Source organism: Leifsonia sp. Root112D2 (assembly GCF_001424905.1).
In the GTDB taxonomy this organism is placed as follows: domain Bacteria; phylum Actinomycetota; class Actinomycetes; order Actinomycetales; family Microbacteriaceae; genus Root112D2.
On the sequence record NZ_LMCU01000001.1, the window covers coordinates 1778549 to 1800548 of the forward strand.

Sequence of the window (22000 nt, forward strand, 5' to 3'; positions counted from 1 at the left end):
TTACGAATGGAAGGCAGTTCATTATGACTATCCAAGACAAGCCGCTGGTGCGACGCGATTTTCTGCGCGGAGCACTCGCCGTAGGAATCATGATTCCACTGGGCGGCGCCCTGGCCTCGTGTGTCGGGGGTGGCGCCACGACGACGGGGCCGACGGGAAAGGTCACGGCAACCAACCCCTTCGGCATGGTCGACAAGTCGACGGTCGACGCGGTCATCTTCAAGGGCGGTTACGGCATCGACTACGCCAACTTCGCCGCCAAGCAGGTCGAAAAGAAGCAGCCGGGCTCCACCGTCAAGGTCACGGCGCAGACGAACATCGCGCAGACCCTGCAGCCGCGCTTCGTCGGAGGTAACCCGCCGGATGTCATCGACAACAGCGGTGCGGGAATCATCGCCATCAACACCATCCGAGACCAGCTGGCCGATCTCACCTCGGTGGTGAATGCGAAGAACTACGAGGGCAAGGTCATCAAGGACACGCTGTACGACGGCGTGATGGCCCCCGGCACCTTCGACGGCAAGTTCGTGCAGCTGAACTATGTGCTCACGGTCTACGCGATCTGGTACTCGGCGTCACTGTTCGAGGCGAACGGCTGGACCGTGCCCAAGACCTACGACGAGATGCTCGACCTGGGAGCGAAGGCGAAGGCCAAGGGCAAGTACCTCTTCGGCTGGGGCAAGGAAGCCGCTACCTATTATCAGACGATGGCTATCGCGTCGGCGATCAAGGAGGGTGGGGACGAGGTTCGTCTGGCGCTGGAGAACCTCAAACCGAACTGCTGGTCGCTGCCGGCCGTCCAGTCGGTCTTCACCGGCCTGAAGAAGATCATCGACGCAGGCTACGTGCAGAAGGGCGGTGCCGGAACCCAGTTCACGGCGGCGCAGGCGCAGTGGAGCAACGATGAGAAGTTCATCCTCTACCCCTCGGGCGGCTGGATCGAGAACGAGATGAAGACTCAGACCAAGGCCGACTTCAAGATGACGGGAGCCCCTGAGCCGACGGTGACCGCGAGTTCGAAGAAGCCGTGGGAGGCACTCCACAGCACGGCCGGTGAGGGCTACATCGTGCCGTCGCAGGGTAAGAACGTTGCCGGTGGCAAGGAGTTCCTGCGTGCCATGCTCTCGCACGACGCTGCGGTCAACTTCGCCAAGACCACGTTCTCGTCGAGCATTGTCAAGGGCACGGTTCCCGACGACGGCTTCGGCTCGACCGCGCTGGTCTCGCAGGTCAAGATGCTCGAAGGAGCGGGCAAAGACGTGTTCTCCTGGAACTTCGTCGACCTGTATGGCATGAACACCGACCAGCTCGTGCTGTGGAACACCTTCCTGCAGGGTGGTTCCGACGTCAAGACGCTCACCGCCGGGCTGCAGGGCATCACCGACAAGATCGCCAACGACTCCTCGGTGAAGAAGGTCACGGTCTCTTGACCGCGCTCGGCACACCGCTTTCGGCACCGGGCGGCGGTAAGACTACCGCCGCCCGGCGTTGGAGCCGTAAAGACCTCACCTTCGACAAGATCAGCTTCATGCTGGTCTTTCTGGCGATCCCGGTCATCGTCTACGTCATCTTCGTCGTGTCGCCGTTCGTGCAGGCCGCCTACTACTCGTTGACCGACTGGTCGGGGTTCTCGACCGGCATGAACTTCATCGGCGTTTCCAACTACGTCAAGCTCTTCCAGGACAGCATCTTCCTGAAGGCCATGGGCAACAGCGTTCTGCTGGCCATCGTGCTGCCGATAGTGACGCTCGGCGTCGCCCTCGTCTTCGCCACGCTCGTCACCATCGGTGGGCCGAGCAACGGTGCGATCAGGGGGCTGCGCAACTCGAGCCTGTATCGGGTCATCTCCTTCTTTCCCTACGTGATTCCGGCCATCGTGATTGGACTCATTTGGGCCCAGGTGTACGACCCGCACTCAGGCATCCTCAACGGCATCCTGACCGGTCTCGGGCTTGGGCAGTTCGACTCGTTCGCCTGGCTGGGGGACGTTCGCACGGCGATGCCCGCCGTGATGTTCGTGATCGTCTGGGGCCTGATCGGTTTCTACATGGTGTTGTTCATCGCGGCGATCAAAGGCATTCCGGCTGAGATCTACGAGGCGGCACGCATCGACGGCGCGGGGAGATTCCGCACGGCTATCACCATCACGATCCCGCTCATTCGGGACAACATCCAGACCGCATACATCTATATGGGCATCCTCGCGCTCGACGCTTTCGTCTACATGGCCGCCCTGGAATCCGGTGGTGGTCCGAGCAACAGCACCCTGGTGATGTCACAGCGTCTCTTCACTACCGCGTTCACGAAGGGTCAGTTCGGCTACGCCTGTGCCATGGGTGTTGTGCTTGCCCTCATCACCCTCCTTTTCGCGGCAATCGTCTTTCTGGTGAATCGACTCACCGGCGGAAGTAATGACGTAGCAGAATGACAACGACACCTCTGGCAACGGATGCCACGGCTCTCACCTCCAAGCCGTTCCTTTCTCGCAAACGCGGCGCGACCACCGGAGACAAGGTGGTCGGTGGCGTCTCGCACACGGTGCTGACCCTGTGGTCGCTTGTCGTCATCCTCCCCATGCTGTGGGTGGTGCTGTCATCGTTCAAGACCACGACGGAGATCTACGCATCGCCTTTCTCGCTGCCGAAAGTGTGGAATTTCAACAACTACGTGAACGCGTGGACGACGTCCGGTATCGGAAGCTTCTTTGTGAACACCATCATCGTGGTGTTCGGCGCGCTGATTCTCACCATGCTGTTCGGGTCGATGTCGGCCTATGTGCTCGCCCGCTTCCAGTTTCCGGGTAGCAGAGTGATCTACTACCTGATGCTCGCAGGGCTCGCCTTCCCGGTGTTCCTGGCCATAGTGCCGTTGTTCTTCGTCTTGCGCAGCATGGGCCTGTTGAACACGCTCCCGGGCCTGATCATCACCTACGCATCCTTCGCTTTCCCGTTCACGGTGTTCTTCCTGTTCTCGTTCTTCAAGTCGCTGTCGACCTCGATCGCCGAGGCCGCCTCGATCGACGGAGCGGGGGAGTGGCGCACCTTCTTCCAGGTGATGCTGCCCATGGCGCGGCCCGGTCTGGCGACCGTCGCCATCCTCAACTTCGTCGGCCTGTGGAACCAGTTCCTGCTGCCGATAGCGCTCAATACCGACCCCAGCAAGTACGTGCTGACCCAAGGCATGGCGCAATTCGCCTCGCAGGCGGGCTACTCGGTGGATGCCGGGGCGCTTTTCGCCGCCGTGGTGATCACCGTCATCCCGGTGCTGATCGTCTACCTCATCTTCCAGCGTCAGCTGCAGGGCTCGGTATCGCAGGGCACCAACAAATAGCCCTAGTTTCGAGACGCTCCTTCGTCGCTCCTCAACCAGCGATACCTCTGCTGGTTGAGGAGCCGTCGAGGAACGAGGCGGCGTCTCGAAACCTGTACGCATCCGTTGGTACACTGGGTCTGTCGCAACTGGCGTATGGACGGCCCCTCGGGTGCCGCCCCAGGATGGCTCACCATCAGGGAGTGACAAGCACCTTCGAGATGGAGGCGGATTCGGCCGCGCGCCTGGGCTGGAACGGATAGCGTTGAAACGTCGCGCGAGCGGCGCATCGGCGAAACACACCGTATCCCAGTCATAAAAGGAGCCAGCCTTGTCCGACACGTTCAATGCCCCTCTCGCCGAGGTCGACCCGGAGATTGCAGCGGTGCTCGAGCAGGAGCTCGGCCGCCAGCGCGACTATCTCGAAATGATTGCGAGCGAGAACTTCGTTCCCCGCGCCGTTCTCGAATCGCAGGGCTCCGTGCTCACGAACAAGTACGCGGAGGGTTACCCCGGTCGTCGTTATTACGGCGGATGCGAGTTCGTCGACATTGCGGAACAACTCGCGATCGACCGCGCCAAGAGCCTGTTCGCCGCCGAATATGCCAACGTGCAGCCACACTCCGGTGCCACCGCGAACGCGGCGGTGCTTTCCGCCATCGCGACGCCCGGCGACACCATCCTGGGTCTTGAGTTGGCACACGGCGGCCACCTCACGCACGGTATGAAGCTCAACTTCTCGGGCAAGCTCTACAACGCCGTCTCGTACGGTGTCGACCCCGAGACCTTCCTCGTCGACATGAACGTGGTGCGCGACAAAGCACTCGAGCACCGCCCGCAGGTCATCATCGCCGGCTGGTCGGCGTACCCGCGTCAGCTCGACTTCGCGGCGTTCCGCGCGATTGCCGATGAGGTCGGCGCCAAGCTCTGGGTCGACATGGCCCACTTCGCCGGTCTGGTCGCGGCCGGGCTGCACCCCAACCCGGTGCCGTTCGCCGACGTCGTCTCCTCGACCGTGCACAAGACCATTGGCGGCCCGCGTTCGGGTTTCATCGTCTCCCGTGACACGACGCTGGCGAAGAAGCTCAACTCCAACGTCTTCCCCGGCCAGCAGGGTGGCCCGCTCATGCACGTGATTGCCGCCAAGGCCACCGCGTTCAAGCTCGCCGCCACGGAGGATTTCGCGAACCGTCAGCAGCGCACGCTCAGCGGCGCGCGGATTCTTGCCGCACGACTCACCGCCGACGACTCCAGGGCGGGCGGACTCGACGTGCTCACCGGCGGCACCGATGTGCACCTCGTGCTTGCCGACCTGCGCAATTCGCCGATCGACGGCAAGCAGGCAGAGGACGTGCTGCACGAGGTGGGCATCACCGTCAACCGCAACGCCGTTCCGTTCGACCCGCGCCCGCCCATGGTCACCTCGGGCCTGCGCATCGGCACGCCTGCGCTGGCCACCCGTGGTTTCGGCGACACCGAGTTCACCGAGGTCGCCGACATCATCGCCCTGGCTCTGATGCCGGGGGCGGATGTCGCCGGTCTGCGTCAGCGCGTCACCGCACTCACCCAAGCGTTCCCGCTCTACCCCGGTCTGAACCCCTTCGGCCAGCCGATCGGAGCATAGGCTCGTGACTGCCATTCGACTCGACGGCGTCGCCACCGCCGCCGTCATGAAGACCGAATTGAAAGCCCGCGTTGACGCGCTGCACGAGCGCGGCATCCGACCGGGGCTCGGCACCCTGCTCGTGGGAGCCGACGCGGGGTCGCTCTCCTATGTGGGCGGCAAGCACCGCGACTGCGCCGATGTGGGCATCGAGTCGATCCGTGTCGATCTGCCGGCCACGGCATCCGCCGACGAGGTGCGCGCCGCGATCGACGAGCTGAACGCGAGCGAGGCCGTCACCGGATTCATCGTGCAGTTGCCGCTGCCCGACGGTCTCGACGAGAACGAAATGCTCGAGCGCGTCGACCCGGCCAAGGACGCCGACGGGCTGCACCCCACTAACCTGGGCAAGCTCGTGCTCGGCGTTTCGGGCGAGCTCGACTCGCCGCTGCCCTGCACGCCGGCCGGGGTGATCGAGCTGCTGCGCCGCTACGAGATACCCATCGCCGGCAAGCACGTTGTCGTCATCGGCCGTGGTATCACGGTGGGGCGCCCGCTCGGCCTGCTGCTCACCCGCAAGGGCGTGGATGCCACGGTGACGCTCACACACTCCCGCACCGTCGATCTGGCCGCCGAGGTGCGCCGCGCAGACATCGTCGTCGCGGCCGTCGGCCAGCCGCACCTCGTGAAGGCCGACTGGGTAAAGCCGGGCGCGGTCGTCGTCGACGTGGGTGTGAGCAGAGTCGGAACCAGCGAAAGCGGCAAGGCCAAACTGGCGGGCGATGTCGACCCCGCGGTTGCCGAGGTGGCTTCCTACCTCTCGCCCGTGCCCGGAGGCGTGGGCCTGCTGACCCGCGCAATGCTGCTCGAGAACGTGGTGACGGCCGCCGAGCGCGTCTGAGTCGAGCCGTTCAGACGGAGGCGTGCACGCGGGTGTGCTCGAGGTACACCTCGGCGTTGTGCCGGATGCCGGCGACCTCGTCATCGCTCAGCTCGCGTCGCACCTTGCCCGGCACGCCCGCCACGAGCGAGCGTGGCGGAATGATCGTGCCCTCCAGAACCACGGTTCCGGCAGCGATGAGCGAGCCGGTGCCCACTATCGCGCCGTTCAGCACCGTGGCGCCCATGCCCACGAGTACGTCGTCTTCGATGGTGCAGCCGTGCAGCACGGCGCCGTGACCGACCGAGACACCGGTTCCGAGCGTCAGCGGAAAGCCCGTGTCGACGTGGCAGGAGACGTTGTCCTGCAGATTCGAACCCGAGCCAATCACTATCGGCACGCCCTCGGAACGCAGCACCGAGTTGTACCAGACGCTCGCCCGCTCGTGCAGCGTCACGTTGCCGACGAGCACCGCACCGGGAGCCACCCAGGCGGATTCGGCGATGCGGGGTTCTCCGTGGGTCGCAAGCGCGATGACGCGTGCGTCGCTGTGAGTTGTCATACTCGACAGCCTATCCGCGGCGATCTTGACGCCGGGTGCGCCGCCCGATACTTTTCGAACAGGCCTACAGTGCGCACTCCGCGCGGAATGAGGGATCGAACGTGGCAATCACAGAACCGCCCCCGGCACGCACATCCTCGTCTCTTGGCGTCGAGACCAACGGACTCAACCCCATAGACGAGAGCGAACGCAAGGGGCGCCCGAGCAGTCTGTTCTGGCCGTGGTTTGCGGCCAACATCTCGGTGCTCGGCGTCAGCTACGGATCGTTCCTGCTCGGATTCGGCATCTCGTTCGTGCAGGCGACCATCGTCGCGGTCGTCGGCATCGTCATCTCGTTCCTGTTCTGCGGATTCATCTCCCTGGCAGGCAAGCGCGGCTCGGCACCGACACTCACCCTCAGCCGGGCGGCGTTCGGGGTGTACGGAAACAGGCTTCCGTCGATCATCTCCTGGCTGCTCACGGTCGGCTGGGAGACGGTGCTCGCCTCACTCGCCGTGCTCGCGACCTCGACCGTGTTCACCGAGCTGGGTCTTGACGGCGGCGCCGCCACCAAGATCATCGCTCTTGTCGTGGTAGTGCTGCTCGTGGTCGGTGGCGGAGTCTTCGGGTTCACTGTCATCATGCGCATGCAGGTGGTCATCACCATCGTCACCGGCCTCCTGACGATCGTCTACATCGTTCTGGTCTGGGGCCAGATTGACTTCGCCAAGGTCGGAGCGGTGCCGAGCGGCAATGTGCAGCACCTGATCGGCGGCTTCGTGTTCATGATGACCGGATTCGGGCTCGGCTGGGTGCAGGCATCCGCGGATTACTCCCGCTATCTACCGCGCACCTCCTCCAGTCGCGGCGTCGTCGGCTGGACGACCTTCGGCTCCTCCCTCGCGCCGGTCATCCTGGTCGTCTTCGGTCTGCTGCTGGCCGCGTCGTCGGCGAAGCTGAGCGACGCGATAGGAGGGGACCCGATCGGGGCGCTCACGAGCATCCTGCCGGTGTGGTTCCTCATTCCGTTCGCGATAGTCGCCGTGCTCGGTCTGATCGGCGGTGCCGTGCTCGACATCTACTCCTCGGGAATCGCCCTGCTCAGCTCGGGCGTGAAGATTCCGCGGCCGGTCGCCGCGGCCATCGACGGCGTCATCATGATTCTTGGCACGGTCTACATCGTGTTCTTCGCCACCGACTTCATCGGGCCGTTCCAGGGCTTTCTCATCACGCTCGGCACGCCTATCGCCGCCTGGTGCGGCATCTTTCTGGCCGACCTGACGCTGCGTCGCCGGGACTATTCGGATGCCGATCTGTTCAACTCGCGTGGGCGCTACGGTCGGGCCAACTGGCTCGCGATAGGCGCGCTCGTCGTGGGCACGGCGCTCGGCTGGGGGCTCATCACCAACCCGATCTCCGACGCGCACTGGCTCGACTGGCTGGGGTACCTGCTCGAGCCGTTCGGTCTCGGCGGCCGCGGGGGCGAGTGGGCCTATGCCAACCTCGGCGTGCTCGTCGCGCTCGTGGTCGGCTACCTTGCCGTGATCCTGTTCGGCCGCTCGGGCATCCGCAGGCAGGAGAATGCACCGGATGCACTGCCCACTGCCCACGTGGCGGTCGCAGACACTCGGCCGAGCGGGTCCGTGGCGCCATGACGTCTGTCGTGCCGAAACTCGTCCTCATCGACATGCAAAACGTGTTCGCCGCGTCGACGAGCCCGTGGGCGACGCCCGGTTATGCGCGGGCTTCGGCGGGCATCCGTCGACTGCTGCCGGCTTTCGCGGGCAACACGATCTTCACGCGCTTCGTCGCACCGCAGCATCCGGTGGGTGCGTGGCAGGCGTACTACCGTGACTGGCCGTTCGCGCTTGTGCCTGCCGATGACCCGCTCTACGAGATCACCGACGAGTTTGACACCGCGGGCGAGGTCATTCTCACTCGCCCGACATTCGGCAAATGGGGCGACGAACTTGCCGAGGCCATGGGCGGCAGCACCGAGCTCGTTCTGGCGGGCGTCTCCACCGACTGCTGCGTGCTGTCAACGGCGCTGCCTGCAGCGGATGCCGGCATGCACGTTCGCGTCGTCGCCGACGCCTGCGCGGGGCTGAGCGACGCCGATCATCGCCGCGCTCTGGACGCGATGGCGCTATACGGACCGCTGATCGAGATCGTGAGCGTTGACGAGGTGCTCGGGCAATAGGCCGGGGTAGCGTCAGGCGTCGCGGTGGGCGCCGTCGTCGGCGACGACCGTGAACATGTCCGGATGCGCGTAGCCGTGTTCCGCGAACGCCCCGTCGAGCGCAACCTGCACCTGCGAGACGAGGTGGCCAGGCACGAGGGCGATGGCCGATCCGCCGAAACCGCCGCCGGTCATCCGCGCGCCAATCGCACCATAGTTTTGAGCGGTCTCCACGGCCAGGTCGAGCTCGGGCACCGAGACCTCGAAGTCGTCGCGCAGCGAGCGGTGCGAGGCATCCAGCAGGTCGCCGATGGCGGTTGGCCCCTGCTCGCGCAGCAGCCGTACCGTGTCGAGCACCCGCGCGTTCTCGGTGACCACGTGGCGCACCCGGCGGAAGGTCTCGCCGTCGAGAGTCTCGCGCGCCCGCGACAGGTCATCGACCGTGAGTTCGCGCAGCGAGCCGACGCCCAGCGTTTTCGCCCCCGCCTCACACGATGCCCGGCGCTCGGCGTAGCCGCCGTTCGCGTGCTCGTGGGTGACCCCGGTGTCGATGACGAGCACCTCGAGCCCGGCGGCATCCAGCCCCAGGGCAATGACCTCGGTATCGAAGCTGCGGCAGTCCAGGAAGATGGCGGAATCGGTGCGGCCCAGCAGCGACGCCGACTGGTCGAGAATGCCGGTGGGCGCCCCCACGAAGTCGTTCTCGGCGCGGTGTCCAACGCCCACGAGCGCGCGGCGGTCGAGCTCGAGGCGCCACACGTCGTTGAGCGCAACGGCGACCGCGCACTCGATGGCTGCAGACGACGACAGCCCGGCGCCCACGGGAACATTCGAGTCGAGAAACAGGTCGAAGCCGGGCACCGCGGCAAGATCCGCGCCATCCTGGCCGAGCGCCCACGCCACACCGAGCGGGTAGGCCGCCCAGCCCTGCACGGTCTCGGGGCTCAACTCGTCGAGGTCAATCTCGACGACCTCCTCGGCGAACGAGCTCGCCACTCGAACGTGCCGGTCTGTGCGCAACGACAGCGCGGCGAAGGTGCGGCGGTTGATGGCGAACGGCAGCACGAATCCGTCGTTGTAGTCGGTGTGCTCACCGATGAGGTTCACGCGCCCCGGCGCCGACCAGACGCCGTCGGCCTTGCCGCCGAAGCGCTGCTCGAATCCGGCGTGTACGTCGTCAATCAGCTCACTCATACGGGGTTCTCCTTGTCGGCTTTCTCGACGGCGGCACGAATGAGTGCGGCGGACGACTCGGGGGGAACGTCGCCGATCCAGGCGCCCATGGCCGCCTCGCTGCCGGCGAGATACTTGAGTTTATCCGCGGCGCGGCGCGGCGAGGTGAGTTGCAGCATGAGCCGGATGTCGTCCCGGTGCACATTCACCGGCGCCTGGTGCCAGGCGGCGATATAGGGGGTCGGGGTGTCGTACAGTGCGTCGATGCCGCGCAGCAGTCGCAGATACAACACGGCCAGTTCGTCGCGCTCGGCCTCGTTCGTGGCCGCGAAGTCGGGCACGTGGCGGTGCGGCAGCATGTGCACCTCGATGGGCCAGCGCGCCGCGAACGGCACGAACGCGCTCCAGTGCTCGCCGCTGAGGATCAGCCGCTCTGAGGCGCGCTCGCTCTGCAGAATGTCCTCAAAGAGCGTGGGCCCATACGACTCGATCGAATCGATCAGTCGGGCCGTGCGCGGGGTGATGTACGGGTACGAGTAGATCTGCCCGTGCGGGTGTCGCAGCGTGACGCCGATGGCCTCGCCGCGGTTCTCGAACGGGAACACCTGCTCGACCGACGGCAGCGCACCGAGGGCCGCGGTGCGCTGTGCCCAGGCCTCGATCACGGTGCGCGCTCGCGAGCGGCTGAGGCTGCCGAACGCACCGGTGTGCTCGGGGCTGAAGCACACCACCTCGCAGCGACCCACGGAGGTGCGGGTGCGACCGAGCCCGACGCGCCTCAGGTCATCGAGGCCCTGCGGGGCGTTCTCGTCGGTGAGCAGCGGGCCGAACGAGGGGGAGCGGTTCTCGAAGACCGCAACGTCGTAGTTGTCGGGAATCTCCGAGGGGTTCGTGGCGGATGCCGGTGCCAGCGGGTCGAGTTCGGCTGGCGGCAGAACCACCCGGTTCTGCCGGGCAGCGGCGATCGAGACCCACTCGGCGGTCAGCGGGTCCTGCCGCATGGTGGCGGTGTCGGGGCGCTCCTCGAGCGGCCGCAGATCGGCCTTGCGCTCGGCGGCGAGCGTCGTGTCGGCATCGTCGAAATAGATGATCTCGCGACCGTCCGCAAGGGTGTCGGCGTGGGCGGTGATCCCGGCGGTGAGCACGGTACTGCGGTCGGGCACAGCGTTACGGTTAGGCACAGTATTACGATACCGAAAAGAGCGCTTTCGAATACGAAAGGAATCGTAAGACGATGCCGACCCGACGCGATCGACTTGCCCGCCTCGTTGCCGAGCGCGGGTTTCTGCACGTCACCGAGGCGAGCGATGAGCTGGGCGTGAGCCTCGTGACCGTGCGCAGCGACTTGAACGCGCTGCAGGCATCCGGTGTGCTGCGCCGCGTGCACGGCGGCGCCGTCTCGAACGGCGGCATGGAGGCGTCGTTCGAGCGCTCGCTCACCAGCTCGGCCGAGGAGAAGCAGCAGATCGCCGAGCTGGCCGCCGGCCTGGTCGAATCCGGCTCGACGGTGCTGCTCGATGTGGGCAGCACGACGGCGCTGGTCGGTCGGGCGCTCGCGGCGCGCCAGGAGTTGCACGACGTGACGGTCATCACCAACGGGCTCACCATTGCGCTCGAGCTTGAACGCGCGATTCCACGCTTTCAGGTGATTGTGACCGGGGGAACGCTGCGACCATTGCAGCATTCGCTGGTCGACCCGCTGGCATCCGTGCTGCTGGGGCACCTCACGGCAGACATTGCATTCATCGGATGCAATGGGGTGCATGCCGAGCGCGGTGTCACCAATGTGAATCTTCCGGAGGCGGAGCTCAAGCGCCTCATGGTTGCCAGTGCGCAGCGGGCGATAGTGGTGGCTGACGGCTCGAAGATCGGTGGGACCCACGTGGGTCGCATTGCGTCCCTCGACGAGGTCGAGTCGCTCATCACGGGCGCATCGGCCTCCGACGACGAACTCGCCCGCCTGCGCGCGGCGGGCCTGGCCGTCAGCGTCGCCCGCGCCATCTCGTAAACTGGCCCCATGCGCGCACCTACAGGGCAACAGTTCGAACTCACCGCACAGACGACGGCAGGCACCGCACGGGCCGTCGTCACCGAGGTGGCCGCCTCGTTGCGGGGCTACAGCGTCGGGGGAATCGACCTGACCGAGCCATACCCCGAGAGCTCGGCGCCGCCATCCGGTCTGGGCATTGTGCTGGTGCCGTGGCCCAACCGGGTCAAGGGCGGTCGTTGGCAGCTGAACGGTGTCGAGCAGCAGCTCGACCTCACCGAGCCCGAGCGCGAGAACGCCATTCACGGGCTGCTGCGCTATGCGCCTTACACGCTCGCCGAGCGCAGCGACAACGCCATCACGTTGGCCGCCACGGTGTTTCCGCAGGCCGGCTACCCGTTCCTCCTCGACACGACCGTGCGCTATGAACTCGTCGACGACGGCCTCACCGTCACGCATACGCTGGGCAACGCCGGTACCGAGGATGCCCCGGTCGCGGTGGGCACGCATCCGTATTTCAAGATCGGTGACGTCGACACGGCCGAACTCACGCTGACGCTGCGGGCCGACACGCACTTCGAGGTCGATGACCGCCTCAATGTGCTGAGCGAGCACGCCGTCGACGGCACCGAGTTCGACCTGCGGGCCGGCAAGCGCGTGGGCGATCTGCAGCTCGACGACGGGTGGGGCGGGGTGCAGATCACGGATGGCCGCAGCGAGCAGACGCTCACCGCACCCGACGGCCGTACCGTCTCGATGTGGAGCGACGAGCACTTCGGCTACGTGCAGGTGTACACCTCGCGCACCCTGAACACGCTGGCGGATGGCGCAATGGCGATCGCCATCGAGCCGATGACGGCGCCGACGAACGCCCTCAACTCGGGCACCGCACTGAAATGGCTCGCGCCGGGCGAGACCTGGTCGGTGAGCTGGGGACTGCGCCACACGGGCTTCGTCGCCCGCTAGCACCGTCGTCAGACGCGCAAGTGGGCCCGGCGATGTGCCGAGCCCACTGTGCGTGCTGCGTGTCGGACTACTGCTGCAGGGCCGCCTGAAGGTCGAGCGTGATGGTGACCTTCTCGCCGAGCAGAACGCCGCCGGTCTCGAGGGTCGCGTTGTACATGAGGCCGAAGTCCTCGCGGTTGATCACGGTCGTCGCGGTGGCGCCGGCCTTGTAGTTGCCGTACGGGTCCTGGGCGAAGCCGCCGAACTCGAAGTCGAATGTCACGGGCTTGGTGACGCCCTTGATGGTGAGGTCGCCGTCGACGAGGAAGTCGCCACCGTTCTGGCGCACACCGGTCGACACGAAGTCGATGGTGGGGTACTTCTCGGCCTCGAAGAAGTCGCCGGTGCGCAGGTGCGCGTCGCGGTTGGCATCCTTCGTGCTCACGGATGCGACCTCGGCCTTGGCCGTCACGGTCGATTCGAGCGGGTTCTCGGCGGTCACGAAGGTGGCCTCGAAGTTCTCGAAGCGGCCCTTGACCTTGCTCACCATCAGGTGCCGGATGCTGAAGCCGACCTCACTGTGTACGGTGTCGATCGTCCAGGTTCCGGCCTTGTATCCGGGGATCGAGACGGTGTCTGCGGCGGCAGTGGTTTCGGACATGCATATCTCCTTGGGAGTCGTCGTGGGATTCAAGGGCAAGGCCCTCGAGTCTATGCAACTGCATAGATCCCGACGTTATTCCGAGCATCCCAAAAAATTTCTCACAATGGATATTGCGCCGAGGTGCTGCCGTGGTCGGCTCGAGTGAGGTCAGGAGTCGACGGCAGCCTTCAGGATGGCGGCGATTCGCTTCGTGACCGTGTCATCCAGCTTGGTCAGGGCGAAACCGACCGGCCACAGCGTGCCGTCATCCAGTTTTGCCGCCTGCTGGAACTCAAGGCTCGCGTAACGAATCTTGAACTTTGACCCCGGCTTGAAAGCGACGACCACCCTGCCGTCGGCATCAGCGTAAGCGGGCATTCCGTACCAGGTTTTTGCAGCCAGCGACGTGTTTTCTTTGACCAGTTGGTGGAACGCCTCGGCGAGTTCCTGATCGGCCCCTGTCATCGCGGCGATCGCGGCCTCGCAGGCAGCCGCGGCGTCTGCGCCTTCCTGGGCGGCTTTCTTTTCGGCGACGGCTGCCCTCATGGCGGCCTTTTCCTCTTTGCTGAATGTCGTAGCCATGAGTGCTCTCCCTCTGTCTGAACTGTGACCAATATTACGGCGGGCCAGGCCCGCGCTTCACCTGTTCCGCGCTGACCTGAACACGGTTCGGCATCCGAGTTGTACCCTCGACACGTGACGCATCAGCTCACGCGAGACCAGGCCCGCCGCATCGCGGTGCGGGCGCAACTGCTCGACGCCTATCGTCCCAGTGAGGTCATCGAGGTCGCCGAGCAGCTCGGCGCGATCAAGATCGATCCGCTGGCAACGATTGCGCCGGCCGAGCGAACCATCCTGTGGTCGCGAATGGGCTCGGCTTTTGAGACATTCCAGCTCACCAAGGCTGCGGAATCGGACCGAACGCTCTTCGAGTTCGACGGAGCATTTCGTCCCGTCAGCCTGCTTCCGCTCATGCTTCCGTCGATGCGGCGCTGGCCGACCCGGCCGAGCACTCGCGAGTGGCTGGACGCAAACCACCGATTTCGCATCGAGGTGCTTGACCGGTTGCGGGCCGAGGGCCCGCTGCTGGCGAGCGACATTCCAGACACGGCAGAGGTCGCGCGGTCGCCGGACGGTTGGTCGGGCTCCAACCAGACAGTGCACATGCTCGACTTTCTGCACCGTCAGGGCGAGATCGCCATTGCCGCACGCGAGGGGCGTCATCGACGCTGGGACCTTGCCGAGCGCGTATATCCGCAGAATCTGCCCGAGTTCGAATATGACGAGGCCGAACGGATGCTGGACGAGCGCCGACTGCGCGCTGCGGGCATCGCGAAGCAGAAGTCGCCGTGGACTCGGGTGGGCGAGGCAGGTGAGCCGGCGGCGGTGGAGGGGTTGCGCCAGAAATATCGAGTCGACCCCGAAGCGCTCGCGGCCATCGAAGAAGACGAGGGAGGGCGCACGGCTTTCCTGAGCCCGTACGACGGCATTTTGTTCGACCGGCCGCGTCTGCGAGAGCTCTTCGACTTCGAGTATGTGCTTGAGCAGTTCAAGCCACAGTCTCAACGCAGGTACGGCTTCTTCGCGCATCCGATCCTGATGGGCGACCGGTTCGTGGGCCTGCTTGAGGCCGAAGTCGATCGAGAGCATGAAGCACTCGTCGTGGCGGCCGTGCACGAGCTGCTGCCGTTCGATGCCGAAGAGCACGACATGGTGCGGGCCGAGATAGCGGACCTCGCGCAGTGGCTGGGCGTCGACGTTAGAGCATGGTGACGACTGCCCCGGTTCGTCGGTCACATGTCGTGAACCGGGGGGAGCCGCATTTCATGACCACTTTCATCCGCACGCGGTCCCCTACCCGCCCCAGTAACCGAGCACGGTTCCCGGTGGTGCCGTGGCGCATATTGCGTTCGCGGGGGTGACCAGAGCGTCGGCACGGATTCCCGCTCCGGAGTCGACCGGGGTCACCTCATAGACCAACCCGTCTCCGGCATCCAGACTGACCGCATACTCGACAATCTTGGCGTCGACGTTCGTGTCGCCGGCGGCGTTGCTGCCCGTTACCTCCGCGAGCGTCAAGCCCTGGGGTGAATGTGTCTTGAGGTAGTCGACGGTTGAAGCGACGGACATGCCGGCAACCGTCCAGTACTGTACTGCGTCGGCCATCGGCTGGCACCAGAAACTCATCGCCAGTGCGGATGCGACGCCGTCGGGTCGTATTGTGCTGCTGACGGCGCCCGGTGGAACAGGGGCGTGCGCAAGTCGGGCTTGTGCGGCTGCCATCGATGCGGCATCCGCTGTTACGCCCGGAGTGGACGACGGGAACACTGGGCCATGCATAGCGGGCGACTGGGCGTCCGGGGTCTGTGTTGGCGTCGCAGGTAGTGACGCCCCGACCCTGTGCGGGCTGGAGTCGATGCCCGCACAGCCGGCGAGGCCCATGCTCAAGCTTGCGACGCACAGAGCGGCGGCGAGGGGTGCAACGCGTTGGCGCCGCCGGCTCGATGCAGACATGGCCCTCCAATGTAACCGCTCGTGCTTCGACACTACTGGCTGCTGGACAGACGTCGCGCCGCGCGTCCCGCTTGCGGGCAGGCGCACCCGATGCAGATCAGTGGGTCTTCTTGTGGCTGCCGTCGTAGGAGGCGCCCACGCGGCCTCTTGTCCGCAGTAAAGACGCACCGACCGAATCGGGAGAACTCTGATGCTGATGACTGCTGCGAGGATTGTTCGGTGAGTTATGACAGCACCGAGAGCGCAACGGACTATCAGGCACAGCGGGTGCAGCTATCCACTAACGCGCGTTTCGAGGCGCTCGTTACGGCGTTCGAGCAGGCGGTGCCCGGGCTGTCCGATGCGGATGCCCTGACTCGGCTTGCCGGGGACGGTGACTGGTCGGGATTCGTGCGGGGTCTGCAGTGGGAGTCGCCGAGCGGATTCGTGTGTGTCTGGTCGTCGAGGCCGGGGGACCTGATGCGCTATGCCGGGAGTTCCGTCTCGAGCATTGTGTGGTTGATCGTCAACCAGGGCTTGGCGGCGCAATTGTTTCGGCATGACCCTGGCGCGATGTTGTACTCGCCGGTCAGAATTGAAGCTCACGCGTCGGCTCAAGCAGGAACGATTCTGAGCTTCGACGTACCGAGCACGCAACTGCGCGGGTTCGGCATTAACAAAATCACCCAAGCCGGCACGGAACTCGATCGAGCTCTTGGCGATCTGATCGAAGACATCGGGTTGCCACGACCGAGTGCATTACGGCGATGAACAGAGTCTCCATCGTCAACGGCCATCCCCCAGTGGAGGCTCGTGCCGTGGGTGCAGATGGGTGCGCCCGGTGGGGCTCGAACCCACGACCCGCGGATTAAAAGTCCGATGCTCTACCAACTGAGCTACAGGCGCCTACGCTTAAATCTAGCGTGAATGCGAGCGCACCTGAGCCACGTAGGGTGGTGCAGTGGGCCCGGCTAGCGGGTCTTGCGACCGGTGATGAGGCGCAGCAGCCACACGATGATCGCGATGATCGCCAGAACGATGCCCACCCAGAGCAGCCATGAGACCGCGTTGGACAATCCTCCGACTATCGCAAGGATGATCGCGACGACAATGATGATGACCAGAAGAATGTTCATAGCCAGACCATACGCTATGGCGACCCGCAAATGGGGGACATTCGTGCACATCGGGAACAGGAGAAATGCGCGTGGCTGACGACTTTCACAAGCCCACCCAGTTCTCGGGCAGCAAGTTCGAGACCTTTCATGGCGGTGACGACCCGGCCGAGACGAGTCGCATCGCACACGAGACCGCGCAGACGTTGCTCGCGCGAGTTCGGGCCGATCCGGAGGCCGACGTTGTGCACCGCTTGGTGACCTTCACCGACGAGAATGGCATCGACGCCCTGGCGGAATTGTGGTCGCGGGCGATGCCGCGAAGCCTGCCCGGTGCGCTCTGGCGCATCTATCTGCTGCGGATGCTCACGCGGCAGGATGCTGAGGGAACGGCATTCCTGTTTCAGCGCGGCATCGACGTGGTCACCACCATCGACCCGATCGTTGCCGGGGCCCCCATTCCCGCAGGGCCGGCCGAGATCACGGAACTGGCCGATCGCATCCTGCGTGGGCTGTTCGAGGGCGATTTCGCGGTCGCCCTGGAACGCGCCGCCGCGTTCTGCCGCGTGATGGCGGCCGGCTGCACGAGTGTGGCCGACGATCTCGATGCCACGGAGCCGGCGCGCTCTACCGAACTCACGACACGGGCACTGCGCTTCTCGCAGACCGCGCAGGAGCTCACCGGATGCGCGATGCTCTGGCGCAGCGACTCCCTCGAATAGCGCCCCGGTCGGCAGATTCACAGCCCATGGGAATGCCTGCTGCAGGCACTCGGTTACACTAGTTCGTGGCCGGGCCGCAGTAACCCCGGGCTCCAATATTCGCCGCTTCGAGCGGCCTCGCGCCGAGAGGCGTTCTGCGGCCCGGCCATAATTGTGCCCGGCATGACTGTGCCCGGCATGACTGTGCACGGCTGTCACGCATCCGCCCTAAGGGGATGACGCTAGACCGGACTTTTGACGCAAGACCGGAGAATTCCTGGGAAAAGTCCGGGGTGTCGTCAAAAGCCCGGTCTAGCGTCATACCCACGCGGGCCGACAACGTAGCCAGAGGCGTGCGAGCTGGTGGACTGCCGAGGTGAACGGCCTAGCCGAAGCGGCCCGACACGTAGTCCTCGGTGGCCTGAACGGTCGGGTTCGAGAAGATCGTGGCCGTGTCGTTGAACTCGATGAGCTTGCCCGGCTTGCCTGTGCCGGCGATGTTGAAGAACGCGGTGCGATCAGAGACGCGGGATGCCTGCTGCATGTTGTGCGTCACTATCACTATCGTGTATTCCTGCTTCAGCTCCTCGATGAGGTCCTCGATGGCGAGGGTCGAGATCGGGTCGAGGGCCGAGCACGGCTCGTCCATGAGCAGCACGTCGGGGGAGACGGCGATGGCGCGGGCGATGCAGAGGCGCTGCTGCTGCCCGCCGGAGAGCCCGGAGCCGGGCAGGTTGAGGCGATCCTTGACTTCGTTCCACAGATTGGCGCTCTGCAGCGACTTCTCGACCAGCTCGTCGGCCTCATCCTTCGGCATGCGCCGGTTGTTGAGCCTCACGCCCGCCAGCACGTTCTCCCGAATGGACATCGTGGGAAAAGGGTTGGGCCGCTGGAAGACCATGCCCACCTGGCGGCGCACGAGCACCGGGTCGACGCCCGGCCCGTAGAGGTCGTTGCCGTCGATGGAGACCGTTCCCTCGACGTAGGCGCCGGGGATGACCTCGTGCATGCGGTTCAGGGTGCGCAGAAACGTGGACTTGCCGCATCCGCTGGGCCCGATGAAAGCGGTCACGGTGCGAGGCTCGATGGCGAGCGAGACGCCCTCCACAGCACGAAACTTGCTGTAGTAGACGTTCAGGTCTGAGACTTCAATGCGCTTGGACACGTGGCATTCCTTGTCAGTTAGCGGCCGTACTTGGGGGCGAAGACGCGGGCGATGATGCGGCCGATCAGGTTGAGCAGCATGACGATGATGATGATGGTGAGCGCGCTGGCCCACGCCCTGTCGATGGCAGCCTGGGCGTGTATGCCGGCCGCCTGGGTGTACTGCGTGTAGATGAAGACCGGCAGCGTCATCATGCGGTCGTTGAACAGGTTGTAGTTCATGCTTGTGGTGAAACCGGCCACGATCAAGAGCGGGGCCGTTTCGCCGATGACTCGCGCGATGGCGAGCATCACGCCGGTCACCAGGCCGGCCAGCGAGGTCGGCAGCACGATCTTGAGAACGGTGAGCCACTTGGGAACGCCCAGCGCATAGGATGCCTCGCGCAGCTCGTTCGGCACGAGGCGCAGGATCTCTTCGCTGGAGCGCACGACGACCGGGATCATGAGCACCGAGATCGAAACGGCACCGGCGAAACCACTTCGAATGCCTGGGCTGCCCGTGATGAGCGCGAACAGGGCAAAGGCGAACAGGCCAGCGACGATCGAAGGGATACCCATCATCACGTCAACGAAGAAGGTGATGCCGCGCGCGAGGTGGCTGCGACCGTATTCCACGAGGTAGATCGAAGTCAGCAGGCCGACGGGCACCGAGATCAGCGTCGCCATTCCTGTGATCTCGAGCGTTCCGACGATGGCGTGCAGAGCGCCGCCGCCCTCGCCGATCACGTTGCGCATCGACTCGGTGAAGAGCGCGATATCGAAACGCGCCAGGCCGTTGGAGACCGTGGTCCAAATCAGGGAGATCAGGGGGAGCAGCGCGACGATAAAGGCGGTAGCCACGAGCGAGGTGATGAGCCGGTCAGTGGCCTTGCGGCGCCCCTCTACGAGAAGCGAGAGCACGTAGATCACCACGTCGAACAGCAGGGTGCCGAAGAACACGGCGCCCACGACGTTGAAGCCCTTCGTGGTGCCGCTGGCGGCCAGAATGCCGAAGATTCCGCCGAACACAACCCAGCCGCCGACGAGCGCTATCCAGGTGGTGCCGCGTGGCAGTTTGCCTGCGGTAAGTGTGTTGCCCATCGGCCGCACGGCCGTCACCGTTGTCATCAATTTGCTCCCGAGAAGGCTTTGCGGCGGCCCACGAAATAGCGGGCCAGCGAGTTGACGGCGAGTGTCACGACGAACAGCACCAGGCCGGATGCGATGAGCGCGTTGATCGAGACACCGGTGGCCTCCGGAAACTGCAGGGCGATGTTCGCGGCAATGGTATTCGGGTTCTGCGGGGTGAGCAGAAAGATGTTCACGACGACGGCCGGGGAGAGAACCATGGCGACGGCCATGGTTTCGCCGAGCGCGCGGCCCAGGCCGAGCATGACGGCCGAGACGATGCCGGCGCGCCCGAAGGGGAGCACAGCCATGCGGATCATCTCCCACCGGGTGGCGCCGAGCGCGAGTGCGGCTTCTTCGTGCAGGCGCGGGGTCTGCAGGAAGATCTCGCGGCACATGGCGGTCATGATGGGCAACACCATGACGGCAAGCACGATGGCCACGGTGAGAATGGTGCGTCCGGTGCCGGAGACCGGCCCGGAGAAGAACGGAATCCAGCCCAGGTTGTTCACGAGCCAGGCATAGAACGGCTGCACAAAGGGCGAGAGCACCACGATGCCCCACAGGCCGAAGACCACGGAGGGCACGGCGGCGAGCAGGTCTATCACGTAGCCGAGCAGCTGCGAGAGGCGGCGCGGCGCGTAGTGCGAGATGAAGAGCGCGATGCCGATGGAGAGGGGCGTGGCGATGATGAGGGCGAGAAAGGCGGCCCAGACCGTGCCGAAGGCGAGCGGCCAGACGTACACCCAGAAGTTTGTGGCCCCGCCCGGCAGATCCTTGGAACCCGCGACGAGGGCGGGCAGGCTCTGCGCAATGAGAAAGATCGCGACGGCCGCGAGAACGACGAGAATGAGCGAACCGGCGACGACGGTGCCGGTCGAGAAGACGCGATCGCCGAGGCGAAGTCTGGCGCGAGGGGCGGCTTGCGTCTGCGTCGTCATGCTGTCTCTCTGCTCGGGTTCTTCGTGTGAGATGTCGGTGTCAGTGGGGGTGAAACCTCGTCAAACCCGGCCCGAGCTCGTGAGAGCTGCGGGCCGGGTTCCATACGAGGATCTACTTGATGGTAGCTATCGCGGCGGCGACCTTCGTGGCCAGTTCCTTCGACAGCGGGGCCGAACCGGCCTGCTCGGCCGAGGCCTTCTGCGCCTCGTCGGTGACGAGATAGCCGGCGTATGCCTTCACGAGCTCGGCCTTGGCCGCGTCCTTGTACTGCTGGCAGGCGATCACGTAGCTCACGAGCACCATCGGCCAGGCGTTCGCGTCGGTGATCGTGCGGTCGATCGCGATGGCGAGGTCACCATCTGCACGACCGGATGCGATCGGGGACTTGGCAACGACATCCGCGGCGCCGGCAGCATTGATCTTCACGAAGCTGTCGCCGACCTTGAGCTGGGCGATGCTGAGGCCAGCGGCACCGGACTCGTCGATGTAGGTGATGCTGTTCTTGGCGCCCTTCGTGGCGTCGGCCACACCCGAGGTGCCCTTGGCCGCGTCACCGATCGTGTACGGGTAGGTCTGGCCAGACGGCTTGGTCCAGACGTCCTTCGCGTTCGCGGCGAGGTACTCGGTGAAGTTCTGCGTGGTGCCCGAGTCGTCGGAGCGGTGCACGACCGTGATGGCGGCATCCGGCAGCGTGGCGCCCGAGTTCAGCGCGGTGATGGCCGGGTCGTTCCACTTGGTGACGGCGCCGCTGAAGATCTTGGCGATGGTCACGGCGTCGAGCTTGAGATCCTTGACCCCGTCAACGTTGTACGCGATGGCGATCGGCGAGATGTAGACGGGGAGGTCGATGCCCTTCGTGCCCGCGGCGCACATGGCGAAGTCGCCAGCGAGTTCCGCATCCTTCAGCGCGGCGTCCGAGCCGGCGAAGTCGGCGGCGCCCGAGATGAAGCTCTTGCGGCCGGCGCCCGAGCCCTGCGGGTCATAGTTGACCGTCACGTCGGGGTTGGTCTGCTGAAAGCTTGCGATCCAGGTGGTCTGTGCCGTGCCCTGGGCGGAGGAGCCGACGCCGTTGATGGTGCCGGAGAGGGTTGAGGCCGACTTCGTCTCGGAGTTGCTGGGCGTGCTTCCTTCGTTCGCCGCACAGCCAGTGAGAGCGATGGCAGCCGCAGCGATGATGGCGACGGGTGCGCCATAGCGGGAGAGTTTCACAGTAGTCCC

General features: G+C 65.1%; 23 protein-coding genes, 1 tRNA gene and 1 riboswitch. Of the genes, 12 read left to right on the top strand and 12 right to left on the bottom strand.

What is annotated here, in order from left to right; translation table 11 throughout:
- Positions 1-23 precede the first annotated feature (23 nt).
- From ngcE to ASC63_RS08225, 5 genes are all read left to right on the top strand, one after another.
- Positions 24-1430, top strand: a complete 1407-nt coding sequence (ngcE, locus tag ASC63_RS08205; RefSeq protein WP_055811777.1) for an N-acetylglucosamine/diacetylchitobiose ABC transporter substrate-binding protein — start codon at positions 24-26, stop codon at positions 1428-1430.
- Positions 1427-2428 carry a carbohydrate ABC transporter permease gene (locus ASC63_RS08210; RefSeq protein WP_055811780.1) on the top strand — a complete coding sequence of 334 codons (1002 nt, stop codon included), beginning with the start codon at positions 1427-1429 and terminating at the stop codon, positions 2426-2428. Before ngcE ends, ASC63_RS08210 begins: the two co-directional genes overlap by 4 nt.
- Entirely contained in the window at positions 2425-3330 is a 906-nt protein-coding gene (locus tag ASC63_RS08215) for a carbohydrate ABC transporter permease (RefSeq protein WP_082487401.1), read from the top strand. Before ASC63_RS08210 ends, ASC63_RS08215 begins: the two co-directional genes overlap by 4 nt.
- A 114-nt stretch (positions 3331-3444) precedes the next feature.
- Positions 3445-3567: riboswitch (ZMP/ZTP riboswitch) on the top strand.
- A gap of 73 nt (positions 3568-3640) precedes the next feature.
- On the top strand, positions 3641-4933 hold the full coding sequence (gene glyA / locus ASC63_RS08220; RefSeq protein ID WP_055811783.1) for a serine hydroxymethyltransferase: 1293 nt from the start codon (positions 3641-3643) through the stop codon (positions 4931-4933).
- A gap of 4 nt (positions 4934-4937) precedes the next feature.
- The gene (locus ASC63_RS08225) at positions 4938-5813 is read left to right on the top strand and encodes a bifunctional methylenetetrahydrofolate dehydrogenase/methenyltetrahydrofolate cyclohydrolase (RefSeq protein WP_055811786.1); all 876 of its coding nucleotides are present in this window, start codon (positions 4938-4940) and stop codon (positions 5811-5813) included.
- Positions 5814-5823: 10 nt separating this feature from the next.
- On the opposite strand, the gene ASC63_RS08230 is transcribed toward ASC63_RS08225, so the two are convergent.
- Complete coding sequence (locus ASC63_RS08230) at positions 5824-6354, bottom strand: gamma carbonic anhydrase family protein (protein ID WP_055811789.1); 531 nt, start codon at positions 6352-6354, stop codon at positions 5824-5826.
- Between the two features lie 101 nt (positions 6355-6455).
- Between ASC63_RS08230 and ASC63_RS08235 the strand changes: the two genes are divergently transcribed.
- Positions 6456-7988 (top strand): purine-cytosine permease family protein, encoded by a 1533-nt coding sequence (locus ASC63_RS08235; RefSeq protein ID WP_055815178.1) that lies wholly within the window; start codon positions 6456-6458, stop codon positions 7986-7988.
- A gap of 8 nt (positions 7989-7996) precedes the next feature.
- Positions 7997-8533 (top strand): cysteine hydrolase family protein, encoded by a 537-nt coding sequence (locus ASC63_RS08240; protein WP_235492012.1) that lies wholly within the window; start codon positions 7997-7999, stop codon positions 8531-8533.
- A 12-nt stretch (positions 8534-8545) separates the two neighbouring features.
- Here the strand turns inward: ASC63_RS08240 and galK are convergent, their stop codons facing one another.
- A complete protein-coding gene (galK, locus tag ASC63_RS08245; RefSeq protein ID WP_055811795.1) occupies positions 8546-9706 on the bottom strand; it encodes a galactokinase in 1161 nt (386 codons plus the stop codon).
- On the bottom strand, positions 9703-10866 hold the full coding sequence (gene galT, locus ASC63_RS08250) for a galactose-1-phosphate uridylyltransferase (protein ID WP_442915053.1): 1164 nt from the start codon (positions 10864-10866) through the stop codon (positions 9703-9705). Before galT ends, galK begins: the two co-directional genes overlap by 4 nt.
- Positions 10867-10919: 53 nt before the next feature.
- Between galT and ASC63_RS08255 the strand changes: the two genes are divergently transcribed.
- Entirely contained in the window at positions 10920-11693 is a 774-nt protein-coding gene (locus tag ASC63_RS08255; RefSeq protein ID WP_055811798.1) for a DeoR/GlpR family DNA-binding transcription regulator, read from the top strand.
- A gap of 9 nt (positions 11694-11702) precedes the next feature.
- On the top strand, positions 11703-12638 hold the full coding sequence (locus tag ASC63_RS08260) for an aldose 1-epimerase family protein (RefSeq protein WP_055811800.1): 936 nt from the start codon (positions 11703-11705) through the stop codon (positions 12636-12638).
- Positions 12639-12705: 67 nt separating this feature from the next.
- Here the strand turns inward: ASC63_RS08260 and ASC63_RS08265 are convergent, their stop codons facing one another.
- Both ASC63_RS08265 and ASC63_RS08270 read right to left on the bottom strand, forming a co-directional pair.
- Positions 12706-13278 (bottom strand): YceI family protein, encoded by a 573-nt coding sequence (locus tag ASC63_RS08265; protein ID WP_055811803.1) that lies wholly within the window; start codon positions 13276-13278, stop codon positions 12706-12708.
- Positions 13279-13428: 150 nt separating this feature from the next.
- Entirely contained in the window at positions 13429-13842 is a 414-nt protein-coding gene (locus ASC63_RS08270; RefSeq protein WP_055811806.1) for a hypothetical protein, read from the bottom strand.
- Between the two features lie 114 nt (positions 13843-13956).
- On the opposite strand from ASC63_RS08270, the gene ASC63_RS08275 reads away from it, so the two are divergent.
- Entirely contained in the window at positions 13957-15033 is a 1077-nt protein-coding gene (locus tag ASC63_RS08275; protein WP_055811809.1) for a DNA glycosylase AlkZ-like family protein, read from the top strand.
- An 81-nt stretch (positions 15034-15114) separates the two neighbouring features.
- On the opposite strand, the gene ASC63_RS08280 is transcribed toward ASC63_RS08275, so the two are convergent.
- Positions 15115-15543 carry a hypothetical protein gene (locus tag ASC63_RS08280; protein WP_157487637.1) on the bottom strand — a complete coding sequence of 143 codons (429 nt, stop codon included), beginning with the start codon at positions 15541-15543 and terminating at the stop codon, positions 15115-15117.
- A gap of 378 nt (positions 15544-15921) precedes the next feature.
- On the opposite strand from ASC63_RS08280, the gene ASC63_RS08285 reads away from it, so the two are divergent.
- Positions 15922-16524 carry a hypothetical protein gene (locus tag ASC63_RS08285; RefSeq protein WP_157487638.1) on the top strand — a complete coding sequence of 201 codons (603 nt, stop codon included), beginning with the start codon at positions 15922-15924 and terminating at the stop codon, positions 16522-16524.
- Positions 16525-16586: 62 nt separating this feature from the next.
- Here ASC63_RS08285 and ASC63_RS08290 read toward each other — a convergent pair.
- Positions 16587-16659, bottom strand: a tRNA-Lys gene (locus ASC63_RS08290).
- 65 nt (positions 16660-16724) lie between these two features.
- Positions 16725-16889 carry a hypothetical protein gene (locus ASC63_RS16500; protein ID WP_200936819.1) on the bottom strand — a complete coding sequence of 55 codons (165 nt, stop codon included), beginning with the start codon at positions 16887-16889 and terminating at the stop codon, positions 16725-16727.
- A gap of 71 nt (positions 16890-16960) precedes the next feature.
- Here ASC63_RS16500 and ASC63_RS08295 point away from each other — a divergent pair, with 71 nt between their 5' ends.
- Positions 16961-17590, top strand: a complete 630-nt coding sequence (locus ASC63_RS08295) for a hypothetical protein (protein ID WP_055815184.1) — start codon at positions 16961-16963, stop codon at positions 17588-17590.
- A gap of 364 nt (positions 17591-17954) precedes the next feature.
- Here ASC63_RS08295 and pstB read toward each other — a convergent pair whose 3' ends face one another.
- The 4 genes from pstB to pstS all read right to left on the bottom strand — a co-directional run bounded on the left by pstB (position 17955) and on the right by pstS (position 21991).
- A complete protein-coding gene (gene pstB, locus ASC63_RS08300) occupies positions 17955-18734 on the bottom strand; it encodes a phosphate ABC transporter ATP-binding protein PstB (protein WP_055811818.1) in 780 nt (259 codons plus the stop codon).
- 17 nt (positions 18735-18751) lie between these two features.
- Positions 18752-19840, bottom strand: a complete 1089-nt coding sequence (pstA, locus tag ASC63_RS08305) for a phosphate ABC transporter permease PstA (protein WP_055811820.1) — start codon at positions 19838-19840, stop codon at positions 18752-18754.
- Positions 19840-20781, bottom strand: coding sequence for a phosphate ABC transporter permease subunit PstC (gene pstC / locus ASC63_RS08310; RefSeq protein ID WP_055811823.1), 942 nt, complete (start codon positions 20779-20781; stop codon positions 19840-19842). The genes pstA and pstC overlap by 1 nt, the downstream gene beginning before the upstream one ends.
- A gap of 112 nt (positions 20782-20893) precedes the next feature.
- Positions 20894-21991 (bottom strand): phosphate ABC transporter substrate-binding protein PstS, encoded by a 1098-nt coding sequence (gene pstS / locus ASC63_RS08315; RefSeq protein WP_055811826.1) that lies wholly within the window; start codon positions 21989-21991, stop codon positions 20894-20896.
- Positions 21992-22000 lie beyond the last annotated feature (9 nt).

What these genes read in the sequence shown, in the direction of transcription:
- ngcE (WP_055811777.1), top strand. Translation starts at nt 24, where the DNA reads ATGACTATCCAAGACAAGCCGCTGGTGCGACGCGATTTTCTGCGCGGA.
- ASC63_RS08215 (WP_082487401.1), top strand. Translation starts at nt 2,425, where the DNA reads ATGACAACGACACCTCTGGCAACGGATGCCACGGCTCTCACCTCCAAG.
- ASC63_RS08230 (WP_055811789.1), bottom strand. Translation starts at nt 6,354, where the DNA reads ATGACAACTCACAGCGACGCACGCGTCATCGCGCTTGCGACCCACGGA.
- galK (WP_055811795.1), bottom strand. Translation starts at nt 9,706, where the DNA reads ATGAGTGAGCTGATTGACGACGTACACGCCGGATTCGAGCAGCGCTTC.
- ASC63_RS08255 (WP_055811798.1), top strand. Translation starts at nt 10,920, where the DNA reads ATGCCGACCCGACGCGATCGACTTGCCCGCCTCGTTGCCGAGCGCGGG.
- ASC63_RS08260 (WP_055811800.1), top strand. Translation starts at nt 11,703, where the DNA reads ATGCGCGCACCTACAGGGCAACAGTTCGAACTCACCGCACAGACGACG.
- ASC63_RS08265 (WP_055811803.1), bottom strand. Translation starts at nt 13,278, where the DNA reads ATGTCCGAAACCACTGCCGCCGCAGACACCGTCTCGATCCCCGGATAC.
- ASC63_RS08270 (WP_055811806.1), bottom strand. Translation starts at nt 13,842, where the DNA reads ATGGCTACGACATTCAGCAAAGAGGAAAAGGCCGCCATGAGGGCAGCC.
- ASC63_RS08280 (WP_157487637.1), bottom strand. Translation starts at nt 15,543, where the DNA reads ATGGCAGCCGCACAAGCCCGACTTGCGCACGCCCCTGTTCCACCGGGC.
- ASC63_RS16500 (WP_200936819.1), bottom strand. Translation starts at nt 16,889, where the DNA reads ATGAACATTCTTCTGGTCATCATCATTGTCGTCGCGATCATCCTTGCG.
- pstA (WP_055811820.1), bottom strand. Translation starts at nt 19,840, where the DNA reads ATGACAACGGTGACGGCCGTGCGGCCGATGGGCAACACACTTACCGCA.
- pstC (WP_055811823.1), bottom strand. Translation starts at nt 20,781, where the DNA reads ATGACGACGCAGACGCAAGCCGCCCCTCGCGCCAGACTTCGCCTCGGC.